Below are 21989 nucleotides of genomic sequence, written 5' to 3' on the forward strand. Positions count from 1 at the left end.
CCCCTCATGACAACGACCAGAAAACACGCGCTGCTCGGCTGCATCGCCGACGATTTCACCGGCGCAACGGACCTCGCCAACATGCTCGTGCGCGGCGGCATGCGCACGGTGCAGACCATCGGCGTGCCCGAGCAAGGCGAAACCATCGAAGCCGATGCGCTGGTGGTCGCCCTGAAGTCGCGCACGATTCCCGCTGCGGACGCAGTCGCGCAATCCCTGGCCGCGCTCGAATGGTTGCGCGCGCAAGGGTGTCGTCAGTTCGTTTTCAAATACTGTTCGACCTTCGATTCGACCGATGCGGGCAACCTCGGCCCGGTCACGGACGCGTTGCTCGACGCGCTGTCGGCAGAGGGCGGCGCAAGCGCCTTCACGATTGCATGTCCCGCGTTTCCCGAGAACGGCCGCACGATTTTTCGCGGCCATCTGTTCGTGGGCGACACGTTGCTCAACGAGTCCGGCATGGAGAACCATCCACTCACGCCGATGCGCGACGCGAACCTCGTGCGCGTGTTGCAACGTCAGACGTCATCGAAAGTCGGGCTCGTGCGTTACGACGCGGTGGCGAAGGGCGCACAGGCCGTGCGCGAATCGTTCGACGCGTTGCGCAACCAGGGCGTGCGCATGGCGATTGCCGACGCGGTGTCTGACGCGGACCTCTACGTGCTCGGCGAAGCATGCGCAGGCCTCACGCTGATCACGGGCGGTTCGGGCATTGCGTTGGGCTTGCCGGCCAACTTCCGCCGTGCGGGCCTGCTCGCGGAATCCGCCGATGCCGCGCAATTGCCGCGCGTCGAAGGATTGTCGGTGGTGCTGGCCGGCAGCGCGTCGAAGGCGACCAACGCGCAAGTCGCGGCCTGGCGCGAAACGCGGCCCGCGTTCCGCATCGATCCGCTCGCGGCGGCGCGCGGCGAAGCGGTCGTCGACAAGGCGCTGGCCTTCGCTCAGACTCACCTCGACAAAGCCGAGCCGATGCTGATCTACGCCACCGCCACGCCCGACGAAGTGAAAGCCGTGCAACGCGAACTGGGCGTCGAAAAAGCGGGGCATCTGGTCGAAATCACCCTGGCCGCGATTGCGCGTGGTTTGCATGAGCGCGGCGTGCGCAAATTCGTGGTGGCCGGCGGCGAAACCTCGGGGGCGGTCGTGCAGGCGCTCGACGTGCGCACGCTTCGCATCGGCGCGCAGATCGACCCCGGCGTGCCGGCGACTGCCACCACGGGTGCGCAACCGCTCGCTCTCGCCTTGAAGTCCGGCAACTTCGGCACGACCGACTTCTTCGAAAAAGCGCTGCGGCATCTGGACGGAGCCGCGCGATGAGCCACGCGAGCGCAATCCACTCGACGAACGAAGCGCGCGTGCGCGAGGAAATTTGCGTGACCGGCGCGAGTCTGTATCAGCGCGGCTACACGGTGGGCACGGCGGGCAACATCAGCGCGCGGCTCGAAGACGGCTGGCTGATCACGCCGACCGATGCGTGCCTCGGCCGGCTCGATCCCGCCGACATCGCCAAAGTCGATTTCGACGGCAACGCGGTATCCGGCGGCAAGCCGTCGAAAACGCTCGCGCTGCATCGCGGCATCTATGCGCATAACGGCGAAGCGCGCGGCATCGTCCATACGCATTCCACGCATCTCGTCGCGCTCACGCTCGCGTGCGTCTTCAGCGAGACCGACGTGCTGCCGCCGATCACGCCGTACTACGTGATGAAAGTGGGACACGTACCGCTGATCCGTTACAGGCGGCCCGGCGATCCGCAAGTGGCCGCGCAAATCGCCGCGCTTGCCGGCAGTGTTCGTGCAGTGCTGCTCGAACGGCTCGGTCCCGTGGTGTGGGAGCGTTCGGTCGCGCATGCCGCGTATGCGCTCGAAGAGCTGGAGGAAACCGCGCGCCTGTGGCTCATGACGCAGCCACGGCCCGCGCCGCTCGACGAAACCTCGCTCGAAGAATTGCGCAGCGCGTTCGGCGCGCGCTGGTAGTCCCCGCTCGAAAACAGTCAGATCGCCAGAAGGCGACGCTTCACGCTTCCATTCAAAGAGACATTCGTTGCTGCTTGACAGCGCTTCAAAGGAGTTGCCGCCATGCCTCGCTTCGCTGCGAACCTGACCATGATGTACAACGAGCACGCTTTTCTGGACCGTTTCGCCGCTGCGGCAAGAGACGGTTTCAAAGCGGTCGAGTTTCTGTTTCCGTACGATTTCCGCGCCGAGGAGATCAAGGCGCGGCTCGATGCAAACGATCTGACGCAAGCGCTCTTCAACGCGCCGCCCGGCGATTGGGCCGCCGGCGAGCGCGGCATCGCGACGCTGCCCGGACGCGAGGACGAATTCCGCCGCAGCATCGACACCGCGCTCGACTACGCGCGCGTGATCGGCAATCGCAAGCTGCATGTGATGGCCGGACTGATCGGCGCGGAGGATTCGCGCGAGCGGCATCGCGCGGTGTATTTGAAAAACCTCGCGTATGCCGCGAAAAAGGCGCAAGGCGAAGGCATCACGATTGTGATCGAGCCGATCAACACGCGCGACATGCCGGGCTTTTTCCTGAACCGGCAGGACGAAGCGCAGGCCATTTGCGCGGAGGTCGGCGCACCGAATCTCAAGGTGCAATTCGACTGCTACCACTGCCAGATTGTCGAAGGCGATCTCGCGATGAAGCTCAAGCGCGATTACGCGGGCATCGGCCACATTCAGATTGCGGGCGTGCCCGAGCGACACGAACCGGATACGGGCGAGATCAACTATCCGTATCTGTTCGACGTGATCGACTCGCTCGGCTACGACGGCTACATCGGTTGCGAATACCGGCCGCGCGCCGCGACGTCCGCGGGACTCGGCTGGCTCAAGCCGTATCTGAACGCCGCCTGATCAACAACGAAAACACAGAGGAAGGAGACAGCCAATCATGAAAGTCCTGATCACCGGCGGCGCGGGATTTCTCGGCCAGCGCCTCGCGCGTGAACTGCTCTCGCGCGGTTCGTTGAAGGACGCGCGTGGCGTGCCGCAAGCCATCACCGAACTGGTGCTGCTCGATGTCGTCCAAGCCAATCATTTCGACGATAGCCGCGTGCGCACCATAGTGGGCGACATTGCGGAGCGCAGCGTGCTCGAACGCGCGATCGACGGCGGCACCGCCGCGATTTTTCATCTGGCGGCGGTTGTCAGCGGTCAGGCCGAAGCGGACTTCGAGCTGGGCATGCGCATCAATCTCGACGCCTCGCGACTGTTGCTCGACGTGTGCCGCCAACGCGGGCACCAACCTCGCGTGGTGTTCACGAGTTCGGTCGCGGTCTACGGCGGCGACCTGCCCGACGTCGTGCAAAACGATACGGCGCTCAATCCGCAGTCGTCGTACGGCGCGCAGAAGGCGATTGCCGAGTTGCTGCTCAACGATTACTCGCGGCGCGGTTTCGTCGACGGACGCGTGCTGCGCCTGCCGACCATCAGCGTGCGGCCGGGGCGGCCCAATGCGGCGGCGTCGTCGTTTGCGAGCGGCATCATTCGCGAACCGCTGAACGGCGAACAGGCGGTGTGTCCAGTCGACGCTTCGACGCGCCTGTGGCTGCTGTCGCCGCGTAAGGCGATCGAGTGCCTGATTGCAGGGCTCGAACTCGATGCGGCCCGGCTCGGCAACCAGCGCGTGCTGAATCTGCCGGGCATTTGCGTGAGCGTCGACGAGATGGTCGCGGCGCTGCGCGAGGTGGCCGGCGATGAAGTCGCGAAGCGGATCGTGTGGCAGCCGGATGCGCGCGTGGAGAAGATTGTCGGCAGTTGGCCGGGGCGTTGGGACACGTCGCGCGCGGAGCAACTGGGCCTCGCCGGCGAGCAGAGTTTCGCCGACGTGATTCGCGGCTACATCGCCGACGAGGGCATTCAGGTCCGCTGAAACTTCTCGCCAGCCTCGCGTCGTGTCTGTCCGGAAAACGGTTCGGCGACGCGGGCGCATCAATCGTCAGACGCTTTCCGCGCGCCGCCGCTACCCGCACATATTCCCTGGTGCGGACCGGCGCGTGCTTGACAGCGTTTCGGCCGCACGCCTATTATCGAGCCTGGTTGTTCGATATGTGACCGTAAGTTCGCATAAAGAACAAATGGCTCGCCTTCCTGGACGCACTCTTCATCATCCTGCGCTAAGCTGAACTGACGCGGCGGCTTGCTGGCGGCTTGCTGGCGGCTCGCTGACAGCCGCGCGGCCGCGCGTGCCCCGGCCGATGCTTCGAGGCATCCACGCGCACCATGCTGACGGCGTGGCGCACACCGCACATCACTGGAGACATCACATGACCGAAGCATTCCTGTGCGACGCGATTCGCACACCCATTGGCCGCTATGCGGGTTCGCTGTCCTCGGTTCGCGCTGACGACCTGGGCGCGGTGCCGCTCAAGGCGCTGATGGAGCGCAACATGAACGTCGACTGGAACGCGATTGACGACGTGATCTACGGCTGCGCCAACCAGGCCGGCGAAGACAATCGCAACGTCGCACGCATGTCGCTGCTGCTCGCCGGTCTGCCGCAAGGCGTGCCGGGCTCGACGGTGAACCGTCTGTGCGGTTCGGGCATGGACGCGGTCGGCATTGCCGCGCGCGCGATCAAGTCGGGCGAGGCCGCGCTGATGGTGGCCGGCGGCGTCGAAAGCATGAGCCGCGCGCCGTTCGTGATGGGCAAGGCGACGAGCGCGTTCTCGCGTCAGGCCGACATCCACGACACGACAATCGGCTGGCGCTTCGTCAATCCGTTGATGAAGCAGATGTACGGCGTCGACTCGATGCCCGAAACCGGCGAGAACGTCGCGACCGATTACAACATCAGCCGCGCCGATCAGGACGCGTTTGCATTGCGCAGCCAGCAGAAAGCGGCGCGCGCGCAGAAGGACGGCACGCTTGCGCAGGAAATCGTCGGCGTGACGATCGCGCAGAAGAAGGGCGATCCGATCACGGTGTCGCAAGACGAGCATCCGCGCGAAACCAGCCTTGAGACGCTCGCGAAACTGAAGGGCGTGGTGCGTGCCGACGGCACGGTGACGGCGGGCAACGCGTCGGGCGTGAACGACGGCGCGGCGGCGCTGCTGCTCGCGAATGAAGAAACCGCGAAGCGCTTCGGCCTCACGCCGCGCGCCCGCGTGCTGGGTATCGCCACGGCCGGCGTCGCGCCTCGCGTGATGGGCATCGGCCCTGCGCCCGCCACGCAAAAACTGCTGGCGCGCCTGAACATGACGATCGACCAGTTCGACGTGATCGAGCTGAACGAGGCGTTTGCCTCGCAAGGCATTGCGGTGCTGCGCGCCTTGGGCGTGGCCGACGACGACGCGCGCGTGAACCCGAACGGCGGCGCAATCGCGCTGGGTCATCCGCTCGGCATGAGCGGCGCGCGGCTCGTGACGACGGCGATGTATCAACTGCACCGCACGCAAGGCCGCTTTGCGTTGTGCACGATGTGCATCGGCGTGGGGCAGGGCATCGCCATCGCGATCGAGCGCGTGTGATGAGGTAGAAGTCGCGCGCATGCGGCGGCACGCTGCGCTTTACATCGCATCGTTCTGGAAACAGCCTCTTCGCCATCGCGAAGAGGCTGTTTTCATTTATGCCGCACGATATGCGCGCCGAGGCGAAGTGTGTCGGCATATGTCGAAGCGGTATCCGCTTTCTGCAGCGGATGTACAATTCTTGCACCGTGCATTTAATCAAGTGTCCTGATTATGTACGCATGCAACGCGATGCGAAATGGGCACGAATCACATCCGGCAATTTATGAAGGAGCGCGTAGATGAAGACATCGACGATAAGAGCGGCATTCCTGGCAGCGGTGCTCGCCGCAGTTCAACCCGTGTGGGCGCAAGACACCATGGCGAGCGACGCGCAGGCTGTCGTCAGCGCGGTGCAGCCCGTGCATATGAAAGCCACGATTGCCGGCATCGACCCCGGCACCCGCACGCTCACGCTCAAAGGGCCGAACGGCCATGTCGTGATCGTGCTCGTGAGCCAGCAGGTCGCCGGTTTCGAGAATCTGAAAGTGGGCGATCACGTGGACGCGCTCTACAAGAACGCGTTGCTCGTGAAGGCCGACCGGGTCACGGGCAAAGACAAGGGTGTGCGCTCGCGTGTCGATACGCAGGTCTATACGCCGGCTTCGGGCGGTTTCGAATCGGCGCGGCAGATCGAAGTGCTCGCCACCGTGCAGAAGATCGACCAGAAGCGGCGCCTCGTCACGCTGCGCGGTGCGTCGCAGACGCAAACGCTCGAAGTCGGTCCGCAGGTCGATCTCGCCGGCGTCAAGGTGGGCGACACGGTGCACGCGGTATTCGTGTCGGCTGCGGCTGTGCAGATCACGCCGCAAAATACGCCACAAGGCGCGGCTCAGTGACACGAAGAGGTTGGCGCGGCGCGATGATTGTGCGGATCATCGCGCCGGTTTTGCGTTGCGGTTTCCCGCGACATAAGCGCGCCACATTTCAAGGCGGCGTGGGCGGTCCGAGGCTCAAACCCGCGAGCCGCGTCAGCCAGCGCTTGAACATGCCGCCCTTCGCGGGCAACGCGCAGGTTAGCGAAACGTGTGCTGCACGTTCGCCATCGGTGCTCAGCCATATGCGTTCGCCGCGTTGCAGGCAAAAAGCGTGGCCCGGCGCGATCCAGTGATCGTACGGGGACACGATGCGCGTGAGCCACACGCGCGCGCCTTTCACCGCGAGCGTGCTATCCGCCTCGACACGCCATGTCAGCGTGGCGCCTGGCATCACTGAGAAATGCACCACCACCTTGGGCAGACGTTCGTCCTGCTGATACGCATAACGATATGCGTCGTCGTCCATGCAGTGCGGGCTTGTCTGATCCATCTTGCTCTCCGCTTATCGAGCCGGCTCACGGAGGCGCCCACCAAACAAAAGGCCCCTTCCGTTACCGGCGGGGCCTTGGGGGTCTTGTTTTGCAGATTCAGACTGCTAACGCGCACCTACTCCCAACGGCCAGCCGACGATGGCTCGCATTGGGTTTTTATTCGCTTGGGCGATGGTGGTGTGCATCAACATGCGAATGAGTGTGCCGTTGTGCCGCACGCCTTGTCAACGAAAATCGGCCAATTTTTCGGCGACGAAGCGATGGCGGCACGTGCGGCGCAGACAGCGCTTCAACCCGCGTTTTCGCCTGCAACAAACTATGTCGGGCGATGTCGCGGCGACGAAAAAACGCCCGCAAAGCCATGCTGCGCGGGATGCCCGCGCGGTGAAACCCGATGACATATCTTCCCTGCTGATTGTTACGGCGCGTCCTTTTATAGTCCGTTCATCGCCACGCAGCGCAGCAGCAGACGCACGAAGTGGCCTGAATCCACGAAGGACATACCGTGAAAAACCGATCATTTGCAGTCTTGGCCACCGATGCCTCACTTGGCGCGTCAACTGGCGCTTCAACCGTTTCGACTCCTGTCGCGGGCTCGGGCTGTGTTCGCGGCGCGCTACACAAATTCGCGCTGACCGCCACGGCGGCGATGCTCGCGCTCGGCAGCGCGTCGGCATTCGCGTGGTCGCAGCACGGCACCGCGTACACCTCGCGCGGTGTCTACAACGAAGGGCATTACGGCTCGTGCGGCGGCGGCAGCTGCTCGCATGCGGGCGGCGTCGTCGGACCGCATGGCGGCCTCGCGACCAACACCGGCACGGTCACGCGCAATGCGCCGGGCCAGTTTTCGAACTCGGGCACCGCGACCGGCCGCTATGGAAATTCGGTGCAGCATGCGGGCGATACCAATTGCGCGGGCGGCACCTGCTCGCACACCGGCTCGCTCACCGGACCGGATGGCAAAACGGCCACCACTTCTGGCGATGTCACGAAGAACGGCGCGGGACAGTATTCGTCGTCGGGATCGGTGACGGGCGCGAACGGCAACACGGTCAATCACTCGGCATCGACGAACTGTGCCGGTGCTTCGTGCTCGCGCTCGGGCACGGCGACCGGCTCGGAGGGCGGCACCGTCACGCACGCCGGCACGGCGACGCGTGTCGCGCCGGGTGTCGTGACGACATCGACGAGCGTGACCGGCACGCACGGCAACACCGTGAATTCGAGTGGGACCGTAGTGAGCACGGGCGTGGTGGCGACTGGCGGCACGGCCGTCGTGGTGGCGCCGAAGCCGGTGGTGTATGTGCCGCCGCCTGCGACGGCCGTGGTTGTAGCACCTGCGCCAGCGCCTGCCGTGGTCGTAGCACCTGCACCTGCACCTGCACCTGCACCTGCGCCTGCGCCCGCCGTGGCCGTGGCACCTGCGCCCACAACACCCACGACGACCGCGACCGTAGCCGTGACACCTCCGCCTGTCGTCGTGGCGCCTAAGCCGGTGGTGTACGCGCCGCCGGTCGTGGTGACGCCGAAACCTGTCGCCTATGTCGCCCCGCGTGTCGTGTACGCACCGCCGCCGCCCGTGGTGTATGTCGCGCCGCGCCGAGTCTATGTTGCGCCCGCGCCGCGTCCGGTGGTCTGGGTGCCGGGCCATTGGGTCGGCCATGTCTACGTGCCGGCGCATTGGTCCTGATGAGCCACGCCATGCCATTCAGCAAGCGCCTGATTGACCCCCGCCGCGCCCGGGCGATGCAGCGTCTCGCCGCTGCGCATCGACGCAAGCCGCGCGCCACCGAAGCACGCCCGATTCGCAAAGCGGGCAGATGGGCGACGTTGATCGTGGTGACAGCACTGGCGATCGCCGTGCAGCGGTTCGTGGCCAATGACGACGTACCGCGCGAACTTCTGGCGGTCGTCCCGCCGACGGATTGCGCGGCGCGCTACGCCGCGTTGCTCGACCTCGCGGAGTTGGCGCGTCGCGACGGCATGTCGTCGGAAGTCGTGATGCGCGGCCTCAGCAGCATGAGCGGCAAGAGCGGCGCGGTGAACGCATGCCCGCGTCTCGCCCTCAGCGGATCGACGCCCTAGCGCCCGATCTGCCCTTATGACTCTCCAGACGGCGTCAACGCTAACGGAAAGCGGATCGTGAACGTCGTGCCCACGCCCTCACGCGAGAGGAAATCAATGTGCCCGTGCAGTTCGCGGCATAGTTCGTTGACGATCGCGAGACCGAGCCCGCTGCCGGGAATGTCCTCGCCGGCGGCGCGCTCGAATTCGTCGAATACGCGGTCGGCGTCGGCGGCCGCAATGCCCACGCCGGTATCCGACACGCGGATCGACCAGTGTTGCGCGCCGTCCGTCGCGAAGCTCAGTTCGACTTGTCCCGACTTCGTGTACTTGGTCGCGTTCGAAAGCAGATTCACGGCGATCTGTTTGAGCTTGAGACGGTTCGACGTCACAGCGGGCAGCGCGGGATCGAACGCCGCGCGCAACGTCAGCCCCTTGCTCTCGATCGACGGCCGCGACGACGCGGCGAGTTCCTCGTAAAGCTCGCGCAGATCGACCTCTTCGAGTGTCAGCGGTACGCCGTCGCCGAGTATCACCGAGTATTCGACCATCTGATCGACGAGCGCCTTCATGTCCGCGGCCTGCCGGTTCGCCAGCGCCAGCGCGGTGTCGGCCTTCGCGGGCGCGCGAGCGATCAGTTGCAGCGCCATGGAAAACGCGTTCAGAAAATTGCGCAGATCGTGAACGACGCTGCGCGTGATGTGCATGCGCGACTCGTGCAGTTCGCCGACGAGCCGCTGTTTCAGCATGAGTTCGTGATTCGCGCGCTCCAGCCTGCCGGTGTATTCGTCGATCTTGCGGTCGCGTTCGCTGACCACTTCCTTGATCGACGTGAGCGTGACCACGCTGATCGTTTCCGCGATGATGCGACGCGCGCGGCTTTCGTGGCGGCGTGTGAACGCACGGTCGCGCGCGGCGTATTCGTCGAGCGCGTCGGCGAGAACCTGGTGGAACAGGTCGAGTTCGCGGACCAGCTCTTCGATCCGGTAGCCCTGACGCCAGCGCACCATGCCGTGCTTGCGCGCGTCGCGTTCGATGGCGGGTTCGACGCGCTCCAGATCTTCCGTGTCGAGCGCCGTGCACAAGCTGTCGAGAATCTCCGGCAAGTGGTCCGCGAGTTGCTGATACGTGAGCTTGTCGGCTTCGAGAAGGCCAGCCTCGCCGAAAACCGCGTTCATCCATTGCTCGGTGAATCGGTCCCGCTCGACGCGCACGAATTCGGCGAAGTTGCGCAGCGGGCTAACGCGAGTGTCGGTCATGATGGTGCGGTGGATGAAGTGTCCGGAACGTCCATGTGGTTTCAGGGCGGCGAATCATTATGACCGCAATTTGACGGCCAGACGCCGAAATTGCGGCGCGTCGAATTTATCCATTGTGGTCTCTCAGGAAATCGACGAACGCGCGCAGCGGCGCGGGCAAGTGACGGCGCCCCGGATAATAGAGAAAAGGCCCGGAAAAACGCTGCCACCACGGTTCGAGAATCGGTTCCAGCGCGCCGCTGTCGAGATGCGCGCGCAACATGTCCTCGAACAGATGGATCACGCCGACACCCTCGACGGCGGCGCTCACCGCGAGATCGATCGCCGCCCCCGGCCGCACGAGCAGCGGGCCCGACGGATTGAGTTGCACGCGCTCGCCGTCGCGCTCGAAATACCATGTCGGCGTCGCGCCGCCCGCGAACTGGCCGCGCAGGCAGGCATGCGAAAGGAGTTCGCGCGGATGCTGCGGCCGTCCGTGAATGTCGAGATAAGCGGGTGCGGCAGCCGTCGCAAAGCGTTGCACCCGTGGGCCGATCGGCACGGCGATCATGTCCTGTTCGAGCCGCTCGTCGTAACGAATGCCGGCGTCGCAGCCTATCGACAGCACATCGACAAAGCCGTCTTCCACCAGCACTTCGACGCGGATGTCAGGATAGGCCTTCAAAAACGGCGCGATTACGCCGGGCAGCACGATGCGCGCGGCGCTCGACGGCACGTTCAGTTTCAGCGTGCCGCTCGGCGTGTCGCGAAACACGTTGAGCACGTCGAGCGCGGCTTCCATCTCGCCGAACAGCGGCGTCAGCTTTTCCAGCAGACGCAAGCCCGCCTCGGTCGGCGCGACACTGCGCGTGGTGCGGTTCAGAAGGCGCAGACCGAGCTTCGCTTCGAGACGGCGCACGGCGATACTGAGACTCGACGCTGAAACGCCGCTCGTGCGCGCCGCGTCGCGAAAGCCGCCCGCGCGCGCGACTGAAACAAAGGCGGTGAGGTCGTTTAATTCCATGGCGACTGTTCATCAATTTGAACAACCCGTGCACGTTAGCCCGCTTTATTCAACGATGCAATCCCGGCCATACTGCTGTCGATCCATTCACGAAGGAGATCACCATGCCGAGTCTTGACACGACGGACACTTTCCCGCTCGCCGGCCGCCTTGTGCGGCGCATGGGCTACGGCGCGATGCAACTCGCCGGACCGGGCGTGTTCGGCCCGCCGAAAAATCGCGACGCCGCATTGACGGTGCTGCGCGAAGCGGTGGCAGCGGGTGTCAATCACATCGATACCAGCGACTTCTACGGGCCGCATATCACCAACCAGTTGATCCGCGAAGCGCTGCATCCCTATCCCGACGATCTCGTGATCGTCACCAAGGTCGGCGCGGTGCGCGGCAGCGACGGCGCGTGGTTGCCGGCGCTGGAACCGGCCGACATCGAGCGCGGCGTGCACGACAACCTGCGCAACCTCGGCCTCGATGCGCTCGACGTGGTCAACATGCGCATCATGGGCGACGTGCATGCACCAAAAGAAGGATCGATCGAAAAGCAGGTGACGGCGCTCGCCGAGCTTCAACAGCGCGGACTGGTCCGCCACATCGGCGTGAGCAATGTGACGTCCGCGCAGGTTGCCGAGGCAGAGCGCATCACGAAGATTGTGTGCGTGCAGAACCACTACAACCTCGTGCATCGCGCCGACGACGCGCTGATCGACCAACTCGCGGGCAAGGGCATTGCTTATGTGCCGTTCTTTCCGCTGGGCGGCTTCACGCCGATTCAATCGTCCGCGCTGACGGACATTGCGCGAACGTTGGACGCCACCCCGATGCAAGTCGCGCTCGCGTGGCTGTTGCGGCGCTCGCCCAATATCCTGCTGATTCCGGGGACGTCGTCCACGGAGCATTTGCGCGAGAACCTGCAAGCAACGCATCTGAAACTGGACGACGAGACGCTCGCGAAACTGGATGCCGTCGGCCGCGACAACGCGTAGACGAGCAGCGCGCGCTAGACCGAATCCGCGATATGCGCGCGCAACCACGTATGCGCGGCGTCGCGATGCGAACGCTCATGCCATAGCATCGCCATTTCATAACCCGGCACGTCGATGGGCGGCTCGACCACGCGCAACGCCGCGTTGCCGCGAACCAGGCGCGCGGGCACCATCGCCACAAGGTCGGTGCTCGCGAGCGCGGAGATCATGAAGAGAAAGTGCGGCACGGAAAGCACGACCTTGCGCGCGAGGCCGGCTTGAGCCAGCGTTTCGTCGGTCGCGCCGGTGAAGCCGCCGCCATCCGGCGACACGATCACGTGCTCCAGCTTCGAGAATTGCGCGAGAGTCGGCCGCCGTTTCAGACGCGGATGATCCGCGCGGCCCGCGAGTACATAGCGCTCGGCAAACAGCACGCGACGACGCAAGCCGGCGGGTGCGCCTTCGCTCGTATGAAACGCGAGGTCGATCTCGCCTTGCTCCGCCTGCTTCGCGATGCGCGGCGGAGCTGCCTCGACGATGGCGAGACGCGTGCCGGGCGCCGCCGCGCGCAAGCCCGGTAACGCCGGCAGGAGGATCGTGGATTCGGCATAGTCTGTCGCGGCAATGCGCCAGGTCTGCGTGGCCTGCGCCGGATCGAAAGGACGCGCGGGCGCCACTGCCTGTTCCAGTGCTTCGAGCGCTTCCCGCAAGGGCTCGCGCAATGCTTCCGCGCGAGCCGTGGCGCGCATTCCGCGCGGCCCCGGCAGCAGCAGCGGATCGCCTAGCACGTCGCGTAATTTCGCGAGATGCACGCTCACCGAAGGCTGCGAGAAGTTCAGGCGTTCGGCTGCGCGCGTCACGTTCAGCTCGGCGAGCAAGACGTCGAGTGTGACGAGCAGATTCAGATCGAGTTGACGGAGATTATTCACGGTAATACCTGTCATATCAGCAATTCATTTCCAATATACCGTGCGCAGATCTATTGTGGTTGCTTTCAGATAGGAAGAAGGCCGGCTCAATGAACGTTCTTATTGTTTATGCTCATCCTGAACCGCGCTCGCTGAATGGATCGCTGAAGGATTTTTCCGTGAAGCGATTGCAGGACGCGGGGCACACGGTTCAGGTGTCGGATCTGTATGCGATGAACTGGAAGGCGTCGCTCGATGCGGACGATAGCCTCGCCCATCGCGCGGGTGAGCGTTTCGATCCGTCACGCGCGTCGAAGCACGCGTTCGAAAACGGACTGCAAAGCGCGGACATCGCCGCGGAACAGGCCAAGCTGAAGTGGGCCGACGCGGTCATTCTGCAATTTCCGCTCTGGTGGTTCACGATGCCCGCCATTTTGAAGGGATGGGTGGAGCGCGTTTACGCGTACGGCTTTGCGTACGGCGTGGGCGAGCACTCGGACGCGCGTTGGGGCGACCGTTACGGCGAGGGCATGTTCGCCGGCAAACGCGCGATGCTGGTCGTCACCACGGGCGGCTGGGAATCGCACTACAGCGCGCGCGGCATCAACGGTCCGATCGACGATGTGCTGTTTCCGATCCAGCACGGCGTGCTGTATTACCCCGGCTTCGATGTGCTGCCGCCGTTCGTGGTCTATCGCACGAGCCGCGTGGACGAAGCGAAATATCTCGACGTGCGCGAAGCGCTCGGCGAGCGCCTCGACACGCTCTGGAACACGGCGCCGATACCGTTCCGTCCGCAGAACGGCGGCGCTTACCGGATTCCCGAACTGACGTTGAAGGACGACATCGCCGCGGGCCGCGAGGGGCTCGGCGTGCACGTCGAATAGTCGGAGGGGTTCAATCGATGCCGTGAAAAACCGCGTCGTCTGGACCGAGATACGCGGGCGGACGCCAGGCCGCGTCGCGCATGGAGTGCTGAACCAGTTTTTCGACGCCGAGCAGCACCGCGAAGATCGCCATGCGCACGGGAATGCCGTTGTCGGTTTGCCGGAAAATCGCGAGCCGCGAGTCGTGATTCAGGTCCACGCTCAGGTCGTTCGCGCCCGGCCGGCTATCGCGCGGCAGCGGGTGCATGATCAGCGTATCGCTGCCGCACACGCTGTCCACCAGCGCCTGGTTGATCTGAAAGTCGGGCGTGTAGCCTTCGAACGATTCGTCGGTAAAGCGCTCTTTCTGGATGCGCGTCGCGTACACCACGTCGGCGCCGCGCAGTCCGCCCGTCAAGTCGTGAGTCTGTTCGATCACATGCCCGTTACGCGAAATCTGCTCGATGATATAGCTCGGCATTTCGAGCATGGGTGGCGAGATCAGCGTGAACTTGATGCCGCGATACAGCGCCAGCAGCTTCACGAGCGAGTGCACGGTGCGCCCATATTTGAGGTCGCCGACTAGCGCGATATGCGCCCCGTCGACAATCTTGCCGAGCCGCGAGAACTCGCGCTGAATGGTGTAGAGGTCGAGCAAGGCCTGGCTCGGATGCTCGCCCGGACCGTCGCCGCCGTTGATCACCGGGACGTTGGTTGCGCGCGCGAATTCGGCCACCGAGCCTTGCTCCGGATGGCGGATCACCAGCGCGTCGACGTAGCCGCTCATCACGCGGCTCGTGTCGTAGATCGACTCGCCCTTGGCCATCGACGAAAACGTGAAGCCGGTCGTGTCGCACACCGAGCCGCCCAGCCGGCAGAACGCCGCGCCGAAGCTCACGCGGGTGCGCGTGCTCGCCTCGAAGAACAGGTTGCCGAGCACCGCGCCTTCCAGCACGCGCGAGATTTTGCGGCGCCGGGCGATGGGCTGCATGATGTCCGCGACGCGAAAGAGCGCCTCGACCGAATCGCGCGAGAACTGATCCACAGACAACAACTGCGGCTTGCCTTCCCACAGCATCTGGCTGGCGAGCGACTGTGAATCTACGCTTTGCGTATATTTATCGCCGGGCTCGCCGCTCACCACGATTTCCGACACGAAGCGCTCCACAATCTCCGGCATGGCCCGCGATTCCTGCGAGTCGTCCGGTAAAAGCCACGTGTCCAGTGCCCGGCGCGACACGCCGATGCGGCCGGCGAACGTATCGCGCGTCATGTTCAGGCGACGCATGGCGTCGCGGAGGAAGGCTTGTTGCGGGACGCTCATGAAGGCACCTGTCGAAAAGTTTCTTATCGTATATACGCTGTGCGTATATTAGATCGCCTGCCGTAGAAGTCAAGTCATTTCGGGATGCGCTGTGCCACCACGGGGCGTCCGCGCATGTCCGCACCGAACAGTTCGTCGCGTTGCATCGCGCGCTTGCCGCGGGAGCGCTCGACGAAGCGCGGCGCATTTTTTACGCGCTCGCGCCGCTGATCGAGGCGCTGTTCGCCGAACCGAACCCCGGGCCGGTGAAGGCGTTGCTGGCTGCGCAAGACCTGATCCGCGATGAACTGCGCGCGCCGATGACACGCGCGAGCGCCGATCTGGCGGCGCGCATTGTCGCGTTGGAACGGGCGTCGCGTGAAGCGGGCGGCCAGCATCAGTCTATTTGAGATGCTGCTTCCGGCTGCAAGGCGATAATCGGCGCCGTTCATTGTTATTGCAGCCGGCGTCGGTCCGGTTGATGCCGCATGCAGTCAGTTCTGTTCGTCCGGTTCGTGCCGGTTTTTCATACGCCGCCTGTGCGCCGTGACTCACACTCGCGCAGCGCGAGCGCGGCGCGCTCGTGGACACGCTGATGGTGTCCGCGTTTCGCGCAGGCCGTCAGCTTGCGAGCGGCTCGGTCGGCCTCGTCACGCGGCGCCGGGCAATGGCGCGCGCGCTCGGTGCGGCCGGCGTGGCCGCCATGCTCGCGCTGGCGGTGGGCATCGCCATCGGCATGCGGTGGTCCGCGCGCGACGATTCCGGCATGCGGACGGCGAACCGGATCGAGCGCGATTACGCAATCGACCAGATCGGCAAGCTCAACGCGTCGGTGGCGCAGATCGAGCCGCGAATCGCGCGTCTCACCGGGCAAGTCGGTGCACTACGCGACTTCGAAGCGCGTCTGAATACGCCGCGTCCCGCGCCGCGCGCGCCCGTTGCCGTGGCTCCGGCTTCGGACGCCGACACCTCCGCGACCGACGGCGCCGGCGAGGGCGGTCCCTTCTTGCCGCCGCGGCGCTGTAGCGAACTGATTCCGCTCACGCGCGATCCCGCCGACGCCAGGCGCACGGCGGCGCAACTCGACTGCCTCGCCGCCACGCTGGGCGCGCTGGAAAAACAGACCGCCGGCCACGCCATCGCCTACGCCGCATTTCCCGGTCGCATGCCCGCCGACGGCGCGCGTTTCGGGTCGCCGTTCGGCAATCGCATCGATCCTTTCTCGCATCGGCTGAGTTTTCATCCGGGTCTCGATCTCGTCGCCAGAACGGGCACGCCGATTCTGTCGGCGGCAGGCGGCCGCGTGGTGTTCGCGGGCGAAAAGCCGGGTTATGGCAACGCGGTCGAAATCGATCACGGCAATGGGCTCATGACGCGCTACGGTCACGCGTCGCGCATCGTCGTGCATGTCGGCGACCTCGTGCTGCCGCGCCAATACATCGCGGACGTCGGATCGACGGGACGCTCGACGGGGCCGCATCTCCACTTCGAAGTGCTGGTCAACGGCGCGCCTGTCGATCCCGCTGCTTACCTCGCGCTGTTTTCCTCTGCTGCTCATGGCTGAACCCGTTTTCACTCGCGACGCCCGCGCTCTGACGCAGGGTGTCTATACGCTCAGGCCGGCTCGCCGGTTGCGCTTTCGCATCGCCGTGTGGGCGCTTGCGGGCGCACTCAGCGCAGCGGCCGGCGCGGGCGCGGTGATCGCGGGCAAACCGTATTTGCTGCGGCGCGCCGGGATGCCGCTCACACAATGCGCTCCCGCGTCCGTCGATCAAACCGCCGGGCAGACGGAACTGGCGCGAACGCGGCTTGCCTTGCAGCAGGAGTCGGCGGCGCGCGCGGCGGTGCAGAAAACAGCGGATAGCGCCGCGGCCGAGGTCGCCCGGCTCGACGGCGAACTGCAATTCCTGCGAGGCCAGAGCAAAACCGCGCCACGCCGCTAGGCGCGATGTCGCGTCGCCGCGTGGCTGTCTCGCGCAATCCATCTCATCTTTGGAGTCTTTATGTTCAGCAAGAAAAAAGCCCCTGGCATCCGGCAGGCCAGACTCGCCACACTGATCGCTCACGACGTGCGCATCACGGGCGATCTTCAGTTCACCGACGGCCTGCGCCTCGATGGCCACGTGAAGGGCAATGTGAGCGGCGAGCCAGGCAACCAGACATTGCTCGTGCTGAGCGACCGCGGCTCGGTCGAGGGCAACGTGCACGGCTACGATGTCGTGGTCAACGGCAAGATAGTCGGCGACGTGATCGCCGATCACTTCGTCGAGTTGCAAGACAACGCGCATGTGACGGGCAACATCTACTATCAGCAGTTGCGCATGGATTGCGGCGCTTCGGTGGACGGCAAGCTCACGCGGCGCGACGGCGCTCAGGCGCCCACGCCGCTGACGGCGATGGCCGACGCCGGCCGCGACTGAGCCTCATGTCGCGCGCGGCGGAGACCGGCGTTGCGCCGGCCGGTCGCAACCCCAGCCGGCCAGGATCAGCAGGCGTCCGCCGTCATCGCGCGGCCTCTCAGCAAGTCTCCGAAGTCGTCCGCTGTCAGCGGTTTGCCGAGCAGGAAGCCTTGCATTTCGTCGCAACTCATTGCCTTCAGCATGTGCAGTTGCGTTTCCGTTTCGACGCCTTCGGCCACCACGTCCATTTCGAGCGAATGCGCGAGCGCGATGATCGCGGAAACGATCGCGCTGCCTTCGGGTCCATGCGCGTCGAGACCGTTCGTGAAGAAACGGTCGATCTTCAACTGCTTCACGCGAAAGCGCTGCAAATAGGCGAGGCTCGAATAGCCGGTGCCGAAATCGTCGATGGCGATTTCAAAACCGCTCGCCTGGAATTCCCGAAGCATCTCGATGGTGCGCGGCGCGTCATGCATCGCCACCGTTTCGGTGATCTCGAACATGATCTGGTCGCACTGCACGCCTTCGGCCTTCACGATGGCGAGCATGGTCGGCACGAGATCCGTTTGCAATAACTGGCGCGGCGACAGATTGATCGCGACTTTGATCGGCGGCAGGCCTTGCGCGACCCAACCGCGAATCTGGCGGCATGCCTCGCGCAATACCCAATAGCCGATTTGCACGATCTGCCCCGAGCGCTCGGCGATCGGAATGAATTCGAGCGGCGCAAGCGTGCCCAGCTCCGGATGATGCAAGCGGATCAACGCTTCGGCGCCCGCGAGCGAGTCGCCCGTGCCGTGGAATTTTGGCTGGAAATGCAGCGTGAAATGACGCTCGGCCAGCGCGTCGCGCAACGCGTTCTGGATTTTCAGCGTGCGCGTCGCGGCCTCGTTCATGCTCGGCTCGAAGAAGCGATAGGTGCTGCGGCCCGCGCGCTTCGCTTCATACATGGCGGCGTCCGCGTGCTTGAGCAGCGTGTCGACGGTTTCGCCGTCCTCGGGAAAGAGCGCAATGCCGATGCTCGGCATTACCTGAAGCGGTTGCGAATCGGCCCACGTGTCGTGACGCATGCGATCGAGCACGCCTTCGGCGAGCGCGGCAGCTTCGTTGCGCGACGCCAGATTCTCGGACAGCACGACGAATTCGTCGCCGCCCAGGCGCGCCACGGTGTCGCCGGCGCGCACACAGATCAGGAGGCGCTGCGCGAACGCGGACAGCACCTGGTCGCCCGCCGAGTGGCCCAGCGAATCGTTGATGGTCTTGAAGCCGTCGAGATCCATGAACAGGATCGCGAAGAGCGAACGTTGGCGGCGCGCCGCGAGAATCGCCCCGTCGATGCGCTCGGTCAGCGTGGCGCGGTTGGGCAAGCCGGTGAGCGTGTCGAGCGTGGCAAGACGCACGATCTGGCCGTTCAGCTTCGACACTGCGCCGACGAGAAAGCTCGTGCGCGCGTCGAAACGCGACAGCAGCAGCGTGACGATCAGGATCGCAAACGTGAACAGGATCACCGAGGTCGCGAGCCACGCGGCGTTTACGCCGTTCGCCGAGCCGCAGACCGAGCCCAGCGGGAATTCGGCAGCGGCCATGGCGGCGTAATGCATGCCGGTGATCGCGATCGCCATCACGAGTGCTGCGCCGAAGCGCTTGCGCCGCACGTGCTGCGCGTCGTCGTTGCTGAGCGCGCGCGCCATCCAGAGCGCGGCGGTGGACGCGCCGATCGCAATCGCGAGCGACGCGGCGAACCACGCTGGCTGATAGCGGATGCCGGGCGACATGTGCAGCGCGGCCATGCCGCTGTAATGCATGCCCGCGATGCCGAAGCCCATCAGCGTGCCGCCTGCCGCGAGGCGCGCGGGCGTGAGCCGCTCCTGCGTGGTCAGCCTGAGGGCCAGATACGACACGCCGATGGCGAGCGCGAGCGAATACGTGGTGTCCGCGAAATCGTAGCCGAGCGGAACGGGCAGCGAAAACGCGAGCATGGCCACGAAGTGCATCGACCAGATGCCGATGCCGAGCGCCGCTGCGCCGCCCATACGCCAGACGAGCCGCAAACGCGGCGAGGCCAGCACGAAGATGCGGCCGGTCAGGTCGAGTGCCGTGTACGACGCCAACGTCGCCACGACAAACGAAATCGCCACCAGCCAGGAATTGTATGAGCTCTGCATATGAAGTCCAACCGCGCGGTTTGACGCGGCTGACTCAGTTATCGACATAACCAGGCGTTTATTTAATTAATTTTCAATGTGTTAGCGATTGCGCTCCGGCAGCGGAGCCGCGTGACGAAGCCCGCCGCCGCTGGTGGACAGGAATTTTTTTCCGGCTGCACACCCCAATGCCGCGCGAGGGCGATCAGGCCGAGGAGTCTGATCGAATGCGCGCTGCTCGATGCGCGATGCCTTATCCACAGTATTCCCGCCGCCGGATACGGCGTGCCCAATGCTATTGCCGAATACAATGCAAGACGGACAAGGGTTGCCTCGGGTGACCTCTATAACGAACTTTATCCATGAAAGCCCCAGAAACCTCTGACCATCCTCAGCGCGCGCGGGCCGACGCCCCGGCTGCGTCGGCCCAACGCCGCGATACGTCGCGGGCCGCCGCGGACGCCAACACGCCGCACGATTCGCACGATTCGCACGATGCGCGCGCTCGCAGCATTGCGCTCGCGGCGAGCCTCGCCTTGATCGCCTTCTCCCTGCGCACGCCGATTACGAGCGTCGGTCCGATTCTGCTCGAAGCGGTGCGGGCGACGAATCTCTCGCGCACCGGCGCGAGCGTGCTGACGACCTTGCCTTCGCTGTGCTTCGGTCTGTTCGGGCCGCTCGCACCGATGCTCGCGCGGCGCCTCGGCAGTGAGCGCGCATTGCTGGCGCTGCTGGTGATGCTCACCGTCGGTACCGCGTTGCGGGTCGTTCCCGCATGGCCGGTGCTGTATGTCGGCCAGATTGTGGCCTGCTTTGCCATCGGCTTGATGAATGTGCTGCTGCCCGGCGTGGTCAAGCGCGACTTCCCGCACCACGTCGCGCTGATGACGGGCATCTACAGCGCCGCCATGTGCGCGGGCGCCGCCGCCGCCGCGGCCGCCACGGTGCCGGCCGCCAATGCGGTCGGGCATCTTTGGGGCGGCGCGGGCGGCAACGCGTGGGCGTGGGCGTTGGCGCTGTGGGCGTTGCCCGTTGCGTTGGCCACGGTGGTATGGGGCGCGCGACTGCCGGCGAAGGCCGTCCACACAGGAAGACGCGTGTACGTCGTTCGCGGATTGTGGCGAGATCCGCTGGCGTGGAAGGTCACGTTGTTCATGGGCTCGCAATCGTCGCTGGCGTACATCGTATTCGGCTGGCTGCCGACGGTCCTTCGCATGCGCGGCATGAGCGCTGTCGATGCCGGTTTCATGCTGTCGCTCAGCGTGATGACGCAGGCGGGTTCGTCGCTGCTGCTGCCGTTCGTGCTCGCGCGTCTGCGGGATCAGCGCGCGATCAATGTGATCGCGTTGCTGTTGACCGGCGTCGGCCTGATGGGTTGCTTCTTCGGGCCTCTGTCGACCCTGTGGATGTCAGCGCTGCTGCTCGGCGCCGCGCAGGGCGCGTCGTTCACGCTCGCGCTCACCGTCATCGGCTTGCGTTCGTACGATTCGCACGTGGCCGCGCAACTCTCCAGCATGGCACAGGGAATCGGCTATCTGATCGCGTCATGCGGACCGTTCATCGCCGGCTCGCTGCTCCATGCGACCGGCTCGCTGTACAGCCTGGCGGCGCTGTGCGCGGGCGTCTGCGTGGTGTCGGCGTGGTTCGGTTTTGCAGCGGGGCGGCATGAGCATGTCAAGGCGCATGTGGAGTGAGCGCGCGGGGTGAGCCCACTGACCGAGCTTATTGACTAAGCCCACTGACTGAGCGCGTCAAGCCAACACTAGATAGCGCCGCCGTGGCGCGCAACGTCCCGTTCGTGTTCGACGCGCGCCGTGACGTCGCGCGCCACGGCAACCGAGCCGCAAGCCTGGCCGTTGTTATCGACGACTAACGCGAAGGTCATTTCCACATAGAGCTTGCGGCCTTCCTTGTGCATCGCGCTGGTCAACGTCGCGCGGCCGTGCGTTTTCGTGACGCCGCTCGCCATGGCCGCTTCGAAGCCGCGCCAGTGTGCGGGCCGCAAACGTTCGGGGATGATCAGATCGAGATTCTGGCCGAGCGCTTCTGCGGCGCTATGACCGAACAGCGTGGCGGCAGCGTGGTTCCAGCGCACGATGGCGCCGGAGCGGTCGGCGTAGATGGCGGCATCGGCCATCTGTTCGAATATCCATTCCGCCAGCGCGGACGTTTCTGTCATGAGGTCACTCCTGAATGCTTCGAGGAAGAGGCGGACTTCGGCTTGCGCAATTCAACCTGGTTTTCCATCGGCATGAGC

21 protein-coding genes and 1 pseudogene are annotated in these 21989 nt (G+C 65.0%); 15 read left to right on the plus strand and 7 right to left on the minus strand.

Annotated elements, in window-relative coordinates; translation table 11 throughout:
* Window positions 1-6 precede the first annotated feature (6 nt).
* From otnK to VOM14_RS21800, 6 genes are all read left to right on the plus strand, one after another.
* The gene (gene otnK / locus VOM14_RS21775) at window positions 7-1317 is read left to right on the plus strand and encodes a 3-oxo-tetronate kinase (RefSeq protein ID WP_327630813.1); all 1311 of its coding nucleotides are present in this window, start codon (window positions 7-9) and stop codon (window positions 1315-1317) included.
* Window positions 1314-1976 carry a 3-oxo-tetronate 4-phosphate decarboxylase gene (otnC, locus tag VOM14_RS21780; RefSeq protein ID WP_327630814.1) on the plus strand — a complete coding sequence of 221 codons (663 nt, stop codon included), beginning with the start codon at window positions 1314-1316 and terminating at the stop codon, window positions 1974-1976. Before otnK ends, otnC begins: the two co-directional genes overlap by 4 nt.
* 102 nt (window positions 1977-2078) lie before the next feature.
* Complete coding sequence (otnI, locus tag VOM14_RS21785; RefSeq protein ID WP_327630815.1) at window positions 2079-2864, plus strand: 2-oxo-tetronate isomerase; 786 nt, start codon at window positions 2079-2081, stop codon at window positions 2862-2864.
* 37 nt (window positions 2865-2901) lie between these two features.
* Window positions 2902-3882: a D-erythronate dehydrogenase gene (gene denD, locus VOM14_RS21790; RefSeq protein ID WP_327630816.1), complete on the plus strand. Its 981-nt coding sequence runs from the start codon at window positions 2902-2904 to the stop codon at window positions 3880-3882.
* A 394-nt stretch (window positions 3883-4276) separates the two neighbouring features.
* Window positions 4277-5479, plus strand: coding sequence for a 3-oxoadipyl-CoA thiolase (gene pcaF / locus VOM14_RS21795; RefSeq protein WP_327630817.1), 1203 nt, complete (start codon window positions 4277-4279; stop codon window positions 5477-5479).
* 281 nt (window positions 5480-5760) lie between these two features.
* Entirely contained in the window at window positions 5761-6357 is a 597-nt protein-coding gene (locus tag VOM14_RS21800; RefSeq protein WP_327630818.1) for a hypothetical protein, read from the plus strand.
* Between the two features lie 88 nt (window positions 6358-6445).
* On the opposite strand, the gene VOM14_RS21805 is transcribed toward VOM14_RS21800, so the two are convergent.
* Window positions 6446-6826, minus strand: coding sequence for a DUF2917 domain-containing protein (locus VOM14_RS21805; RefSeq protein WP_327630819.1), 381 nt, complete (start codon window positions 6824-6826; stop codon window positions 6446-6448).
* 506 nt (window positions 6827-7332) lie between these two features.
* Between VOM14_RS21805 and VOM14_RS21810 the strand changes: the two genes are divergently transcribed.
* The gene (locus tag VOM14_RS21810; protein WP_327630820.1) at window positions 7333-8517 is read left to right on the plus strand and encodes a hypothetical protein; all 1185 of its coding nucleotides are present in this window, start codon (window positions 7333-7335) and stop codon (window positions 8515-8517) included.
* An 11-nt stretch (window positions 8518-8528) separates the two neighbouring features.
* Window positions 8529-8912: a hypothetical protein gene (locus tag VOM14_RS21815; protein WP_327630821.1), complete on the plus strand. Its 384-nt coding sequence runs from the start codon at window positions 8529-8531 to the stop codon at window positions 8910-8912.
* Window positions 8913-8926: 14 nt separating this feature from the next.
* On the opposite strand, the gene VOM14_RS21820 is transcribed toward VOM14_RS21815, so the two are convergent.
* Together VOM14_RS21820 and VOM14_RS21825 are read right to left on the minus strand one after the other, a co-directional pair.
* Window positions 8927-10150, minus strand: coding sequence for a sensor histidine kinase (locus VOM14_RS21820; protein WP_327630822.1), 1224 nt, complete (start codon window positions 10148-10150; stop codon window positions 8927-8929).
* Between the two features lie 106 nt (window positions 10151-10256).
* The gene (locus tag VOM14_RS21825; protein WP_327630823.1) at window positions 10257-11153 is read right to left on the minus strand and encodes a LysR family transcriptional regulator; all 897 of its coding nucleotides are present in this window, start codon (window positions 11151-11153) and stop codon (window positions 10257-10259) included.
* A gap of 104 nt (window positions 11154-11257) precedes the next feature.
* Between VOM14_RS21825 and VOM14_RS21830 the strand changes: the two genes are divergently transcribed.
* Window positions 11258-12133: an aldo/keto reductase family oxidoreductase gene (locus VOM14_RS21830; RefSeq protein ID WP_327630824.1), complete on the plus strand. Its 876-nt coding sequence runs from the start codon at window positions 11258-11260 to the stop codon at window positions 12131-12133.
* Window positions 12134-12147: 14 nt separating this feature from the next.
* Here the strand turns inward: VOM14_RS21830 and VOM14_RS21835 are convergent, their stop codons facing one another.
* Window positions 12148-13056, minus strand: a complete 909-nt coding sequence (locus tag VOM14_RS21835; protein ID WP_327630825.1) for a LysR substrate-binding domain-containing protein — start codon at window positions 13054-13056, stop codon at window positions 12148-12150.
* A 74-nt stretch (window positions 13057-13130) separates the two neighbouring features.
* Between VOM14_RS21835 and VOM14_RS21840 the strand changes: the two genes are divergently transcribed.
* On the plus strand, window positions 13131-13907 hold the full coding sequence (locus VOM14_RS21840) for an NAD(P)H-dependent oxidoreductase (RefSeq protein WP_327630826.1): 777 nt from the start codon (window positions 13131-13133) through the stop codon (window positions 13905-13907).
* Window positions 13908-13917: 10 nt separating this feature from the next.
* On the opposite strand, the gene VOM14_RS21845 is transcribed toward VOM14_RS21840, so the two are convergent.
* Window positions 13918-15210 (minus strand): aspartate carbamoyltransferase, encoded by a 1293-nt coding sequence (locus VOM14_RS21845; RefSeq protein WP_327630827.1) that lies wholly within the window; start codon window positions 15208-15210, stop codon window positions 13918-13920.
* A 104-nt stretch (window positions 15211-15314) separates the two neighbouring features.
* On the opposite strand from VOM14_RS21845, the pseudogene VOM14_RS21850 reads away from it, so the two are divergent.
* The 4 genes and pseudogenes from VOM14_RS21850 to VOM14_RS21865 form a co-directional block, all read left to right on the plus strand.
* Window positions 15315-15599, plus strand: a pseudogene (locus VOM14_RS21850) (dihydrodipicolinate synthase family protein); the annotation flags it as partial.
* A gap of 185 nt (window positions 15600-15784) precedes the next feature.
* The gene (locus VOM14_RS21855; RefSeq protein ID WP_327630897.1) at window positions 15785-16753 is read left to right on the plus strand and encodes a M23 family metallopeptidase; all 969 of its coding nucleotides are present in this window, start codon (window positions 15785-15787) and stop codon (window positions 16751-16753) included.
* A complete protein-coding gene (locus tag VOM14_RS21860) occupies window positions 16746-17132 on the plus strand; it encodes a hypothetical protein (protein WP_327630828.1) in 387 nt (128 codons plus the stop codon). Before VOM14_RS21855 ends, VOM14_RS21860 begins: the two co-directional genes overlap by 8 nt.
* A gap of 60 nt (window positions 17133-17192) precedes the next feature.
* Complete coding sequence (locus VOM14_RS21865; RefSeq protein WP_327630829.1) at window positions 17193-17609, plus strand: bactofilin family protein; 417 nt, start codon at window positions 17193-17195, stop codon at window positions 17607-17609.
* A 65-nt stretch (window positions 17610-17674) separates the two neighbouring features.
* Here VOM14_RS21865 and VOM14_RS21870 read toward each other — a convergent pair whose 3' ends face one another.
* Window positions 17675-19753 (minus strand): putative bifunctional diguanylate cyclase/phosphodiesterase, encoded by a 2079-nt coding sequence (locus VOM14_RS21870; RefSeq protein ID WP_327630830.1) that lies wholly within the window; start codon window positions 19751-19753, stop codon window positions 17675-17677.
* Between the two features lie 341 nt (window positions 19754-20094).
* Between VOM14_RS21870 and VOM14_RS21875 the strand changes: the two genes are divergently transcribed.
* A complete protein-coding gene (locus VOM14_RS21875; protein ID WP_327630831.1) occupies window positions 20095-21426 on the plus strand; it encodes a CynX/NimT family MFS transporter in 1332 nt (443 codons plus the stop codon).
* A 68-nt stretch (window positions 21427-21494) separates the two neighbouring features.
* On the opposite strand, the gene VOM14_RS21880 is transcribed toward VOM14_RS21875, so the two are convergent.
* On the minus strand, window positions 21495-21911 hold the full coding sequence (locus VOM14_RS21880; protein ID WP_327630832.1) for a PAS domain S-box protein: 417 nt from the start codon (window positions 21909-21911) through the stop codon (window positions 21495-21497).
* Between the last annotated feature and the right edge of the window lie 78 nt (window positions 21912-21989).

Origin of the sequence: Paraburkholderia sp. MPAMCS5, from assembly GCF_036016995.1 — a bacterium.
Classification (GTDB): Bacteria; Pseudomonadota; Gammaproteobacteria; order Burkholderiales; family Burkholderiaceae; genus Paraburkholderia.

What these genes read in the sequence shown, in the direction of transcription:
- VOM14_RS21880 (WP_327630832.1), bottom strand. Translation starts at nt 21,911, where the DNA reads ATGACAGAAACGTCCGCGCTGGCGGAATGGATATTCGAACAGATGGCC.
- VOM14_RS21835 (WP_327630825.1), bottom strand. Translation starts at nt 13,056, where the DNA reads ATGACAGGTATTACCGTGAATAATCTCCGTCAACTCGATCTGAATCTG.
- otnI (WP_327630815.1), top strand. Translation starts at nt 2,079, where the DNA reads ATGCCTCGCTTCGCTGCGAACCTGACCATGATGTACAACGAGCACGCT.
- VOM14_RS21840 (WP_327630826.1), top strand. Translation starts at nt 13,131, where the DNA reads ATGAACGTTCTTATTGTTTATGCTCATCCTGAACCGCGCTCGCTGAAT.
- VOM14_RS21830 (WP_327630824.1), top strand. Translation starts at nt 11,258, where the DNA reads ATGCCGAGTCTTGACACGACGGACACTTTCCCGCTCGCCGGCCGCCTT.
- VOM14_RS21845 (WP_327630827.1), bottom strand. Translation starts at nt 15,210, where the DNA reads ATGAGCGTCCCGCAACAAGCCTTCCTCCGCGACGCCATGCGTCGCCTG.
- VOM14_RS21815 (WP_327630821.1), top strand. Translation starts at nt 8,529, where the DNA reads ATGCCATTCAGCAAGCGCCTGATTGACCCCCGCCGCGCCCGGGCGATG.
- VOM14_RS21875 (WP_327630831.1), top strand. Translation starts at nt 20,095, where the DNA reads ATGAAAGCCCCAGAAACCTCTGACCATCCTCAGCGCGCGCGGGCCGAC.
- VOM14_RS21805 (WP_327630819.1), bottom strand. Translation starts at nt 6,826, where the DNA reads ATGGATCAGACAAGCCCGCACTGCATGGACGACGACGCATATCGTTAT.
- pcaF (WP_327630817.1), top strand. Translation starts at nt 4,277, where the DNA reads ATGACCGAAGCATTCCTGTGCGACGCGATTCGCACACCCATTGGCCGC.
- VOM14_RS21800 (WP_327630818.1), top strand. Translation starts at nt 5,761, where the DNA reads ATGAAGACATCGACGATAAGAGCGGCATTCCTGGCAGCGGTGCTCGCC.
- otnK (WP_327630813.1), top strand. Translation starts at nt 7, where the DNA reads ATGACAACGACCAGAAAACACGCGCTGCTCGGCTGCATCGCCGACGAT.
- VOM14_RS21820 (WP_327630822.1), bottom strand. Translation starts at nt 10,150, where the DNA reads ATGACCGACACTCGCGTTAGCCCGCTGCGCAACTTCGCCGAATTCGTG.
- otnC (WP_327630814.1), top strand. Translation starts at nt 1,314, where the DNA reads ATGAGCCACGCGAGCGCAATCCACTCGACGAACGAAGCGCGCGTGCGC.
- VOM14_RS21825 (WP_327630823.1), bottom strand. Translation starts at nt 11,153, where the DNA reads ATGGAATTAAACGACCTCACCGCCTTTGTTTCAGTCGCGCGCGCGGGC.
- VOM14_RS21870 (WP_327630830.1), bottom strand. Translation starts at nt 19,753, where the DNA reads ATGCAGAGCTCATACAATTCCTGGCTGGTGGCGATTTCGTTTGTCGTG.
- denD (WP_327630816.1), top strand. Translation starts at nt 2,902, where the DNA reads ATGAAAGTCCTGATCACCGGCGGCGCGGGATTTCTCGGCCAGCGCCTC.
- VOM14_RS21865 (WP_327630829.1), top strand. Translation starts at nt 17,193, where the DNA reads ATGTTCAGCAAGAAAAAAGCCCCTGGCATCCGGCAGGCCAGACTCGCC.
- VOM14_RS21855 (WP_327630897.1), top strand. Translation starts at nt 15,785, where the DNA reads ATGGTGTCCGCGTTTCGCGCAGGCCGTCAGCTTGCGAGCGGCTCGGTC.
- VOM14_RS21860 (WP_327630828.1), top strand. Translation starts at nt 16,746, where the DNA reads ATGGCTGAACCCGTTTTCACTCGCGACGCCCGCGCTCTGACGCAGGGT.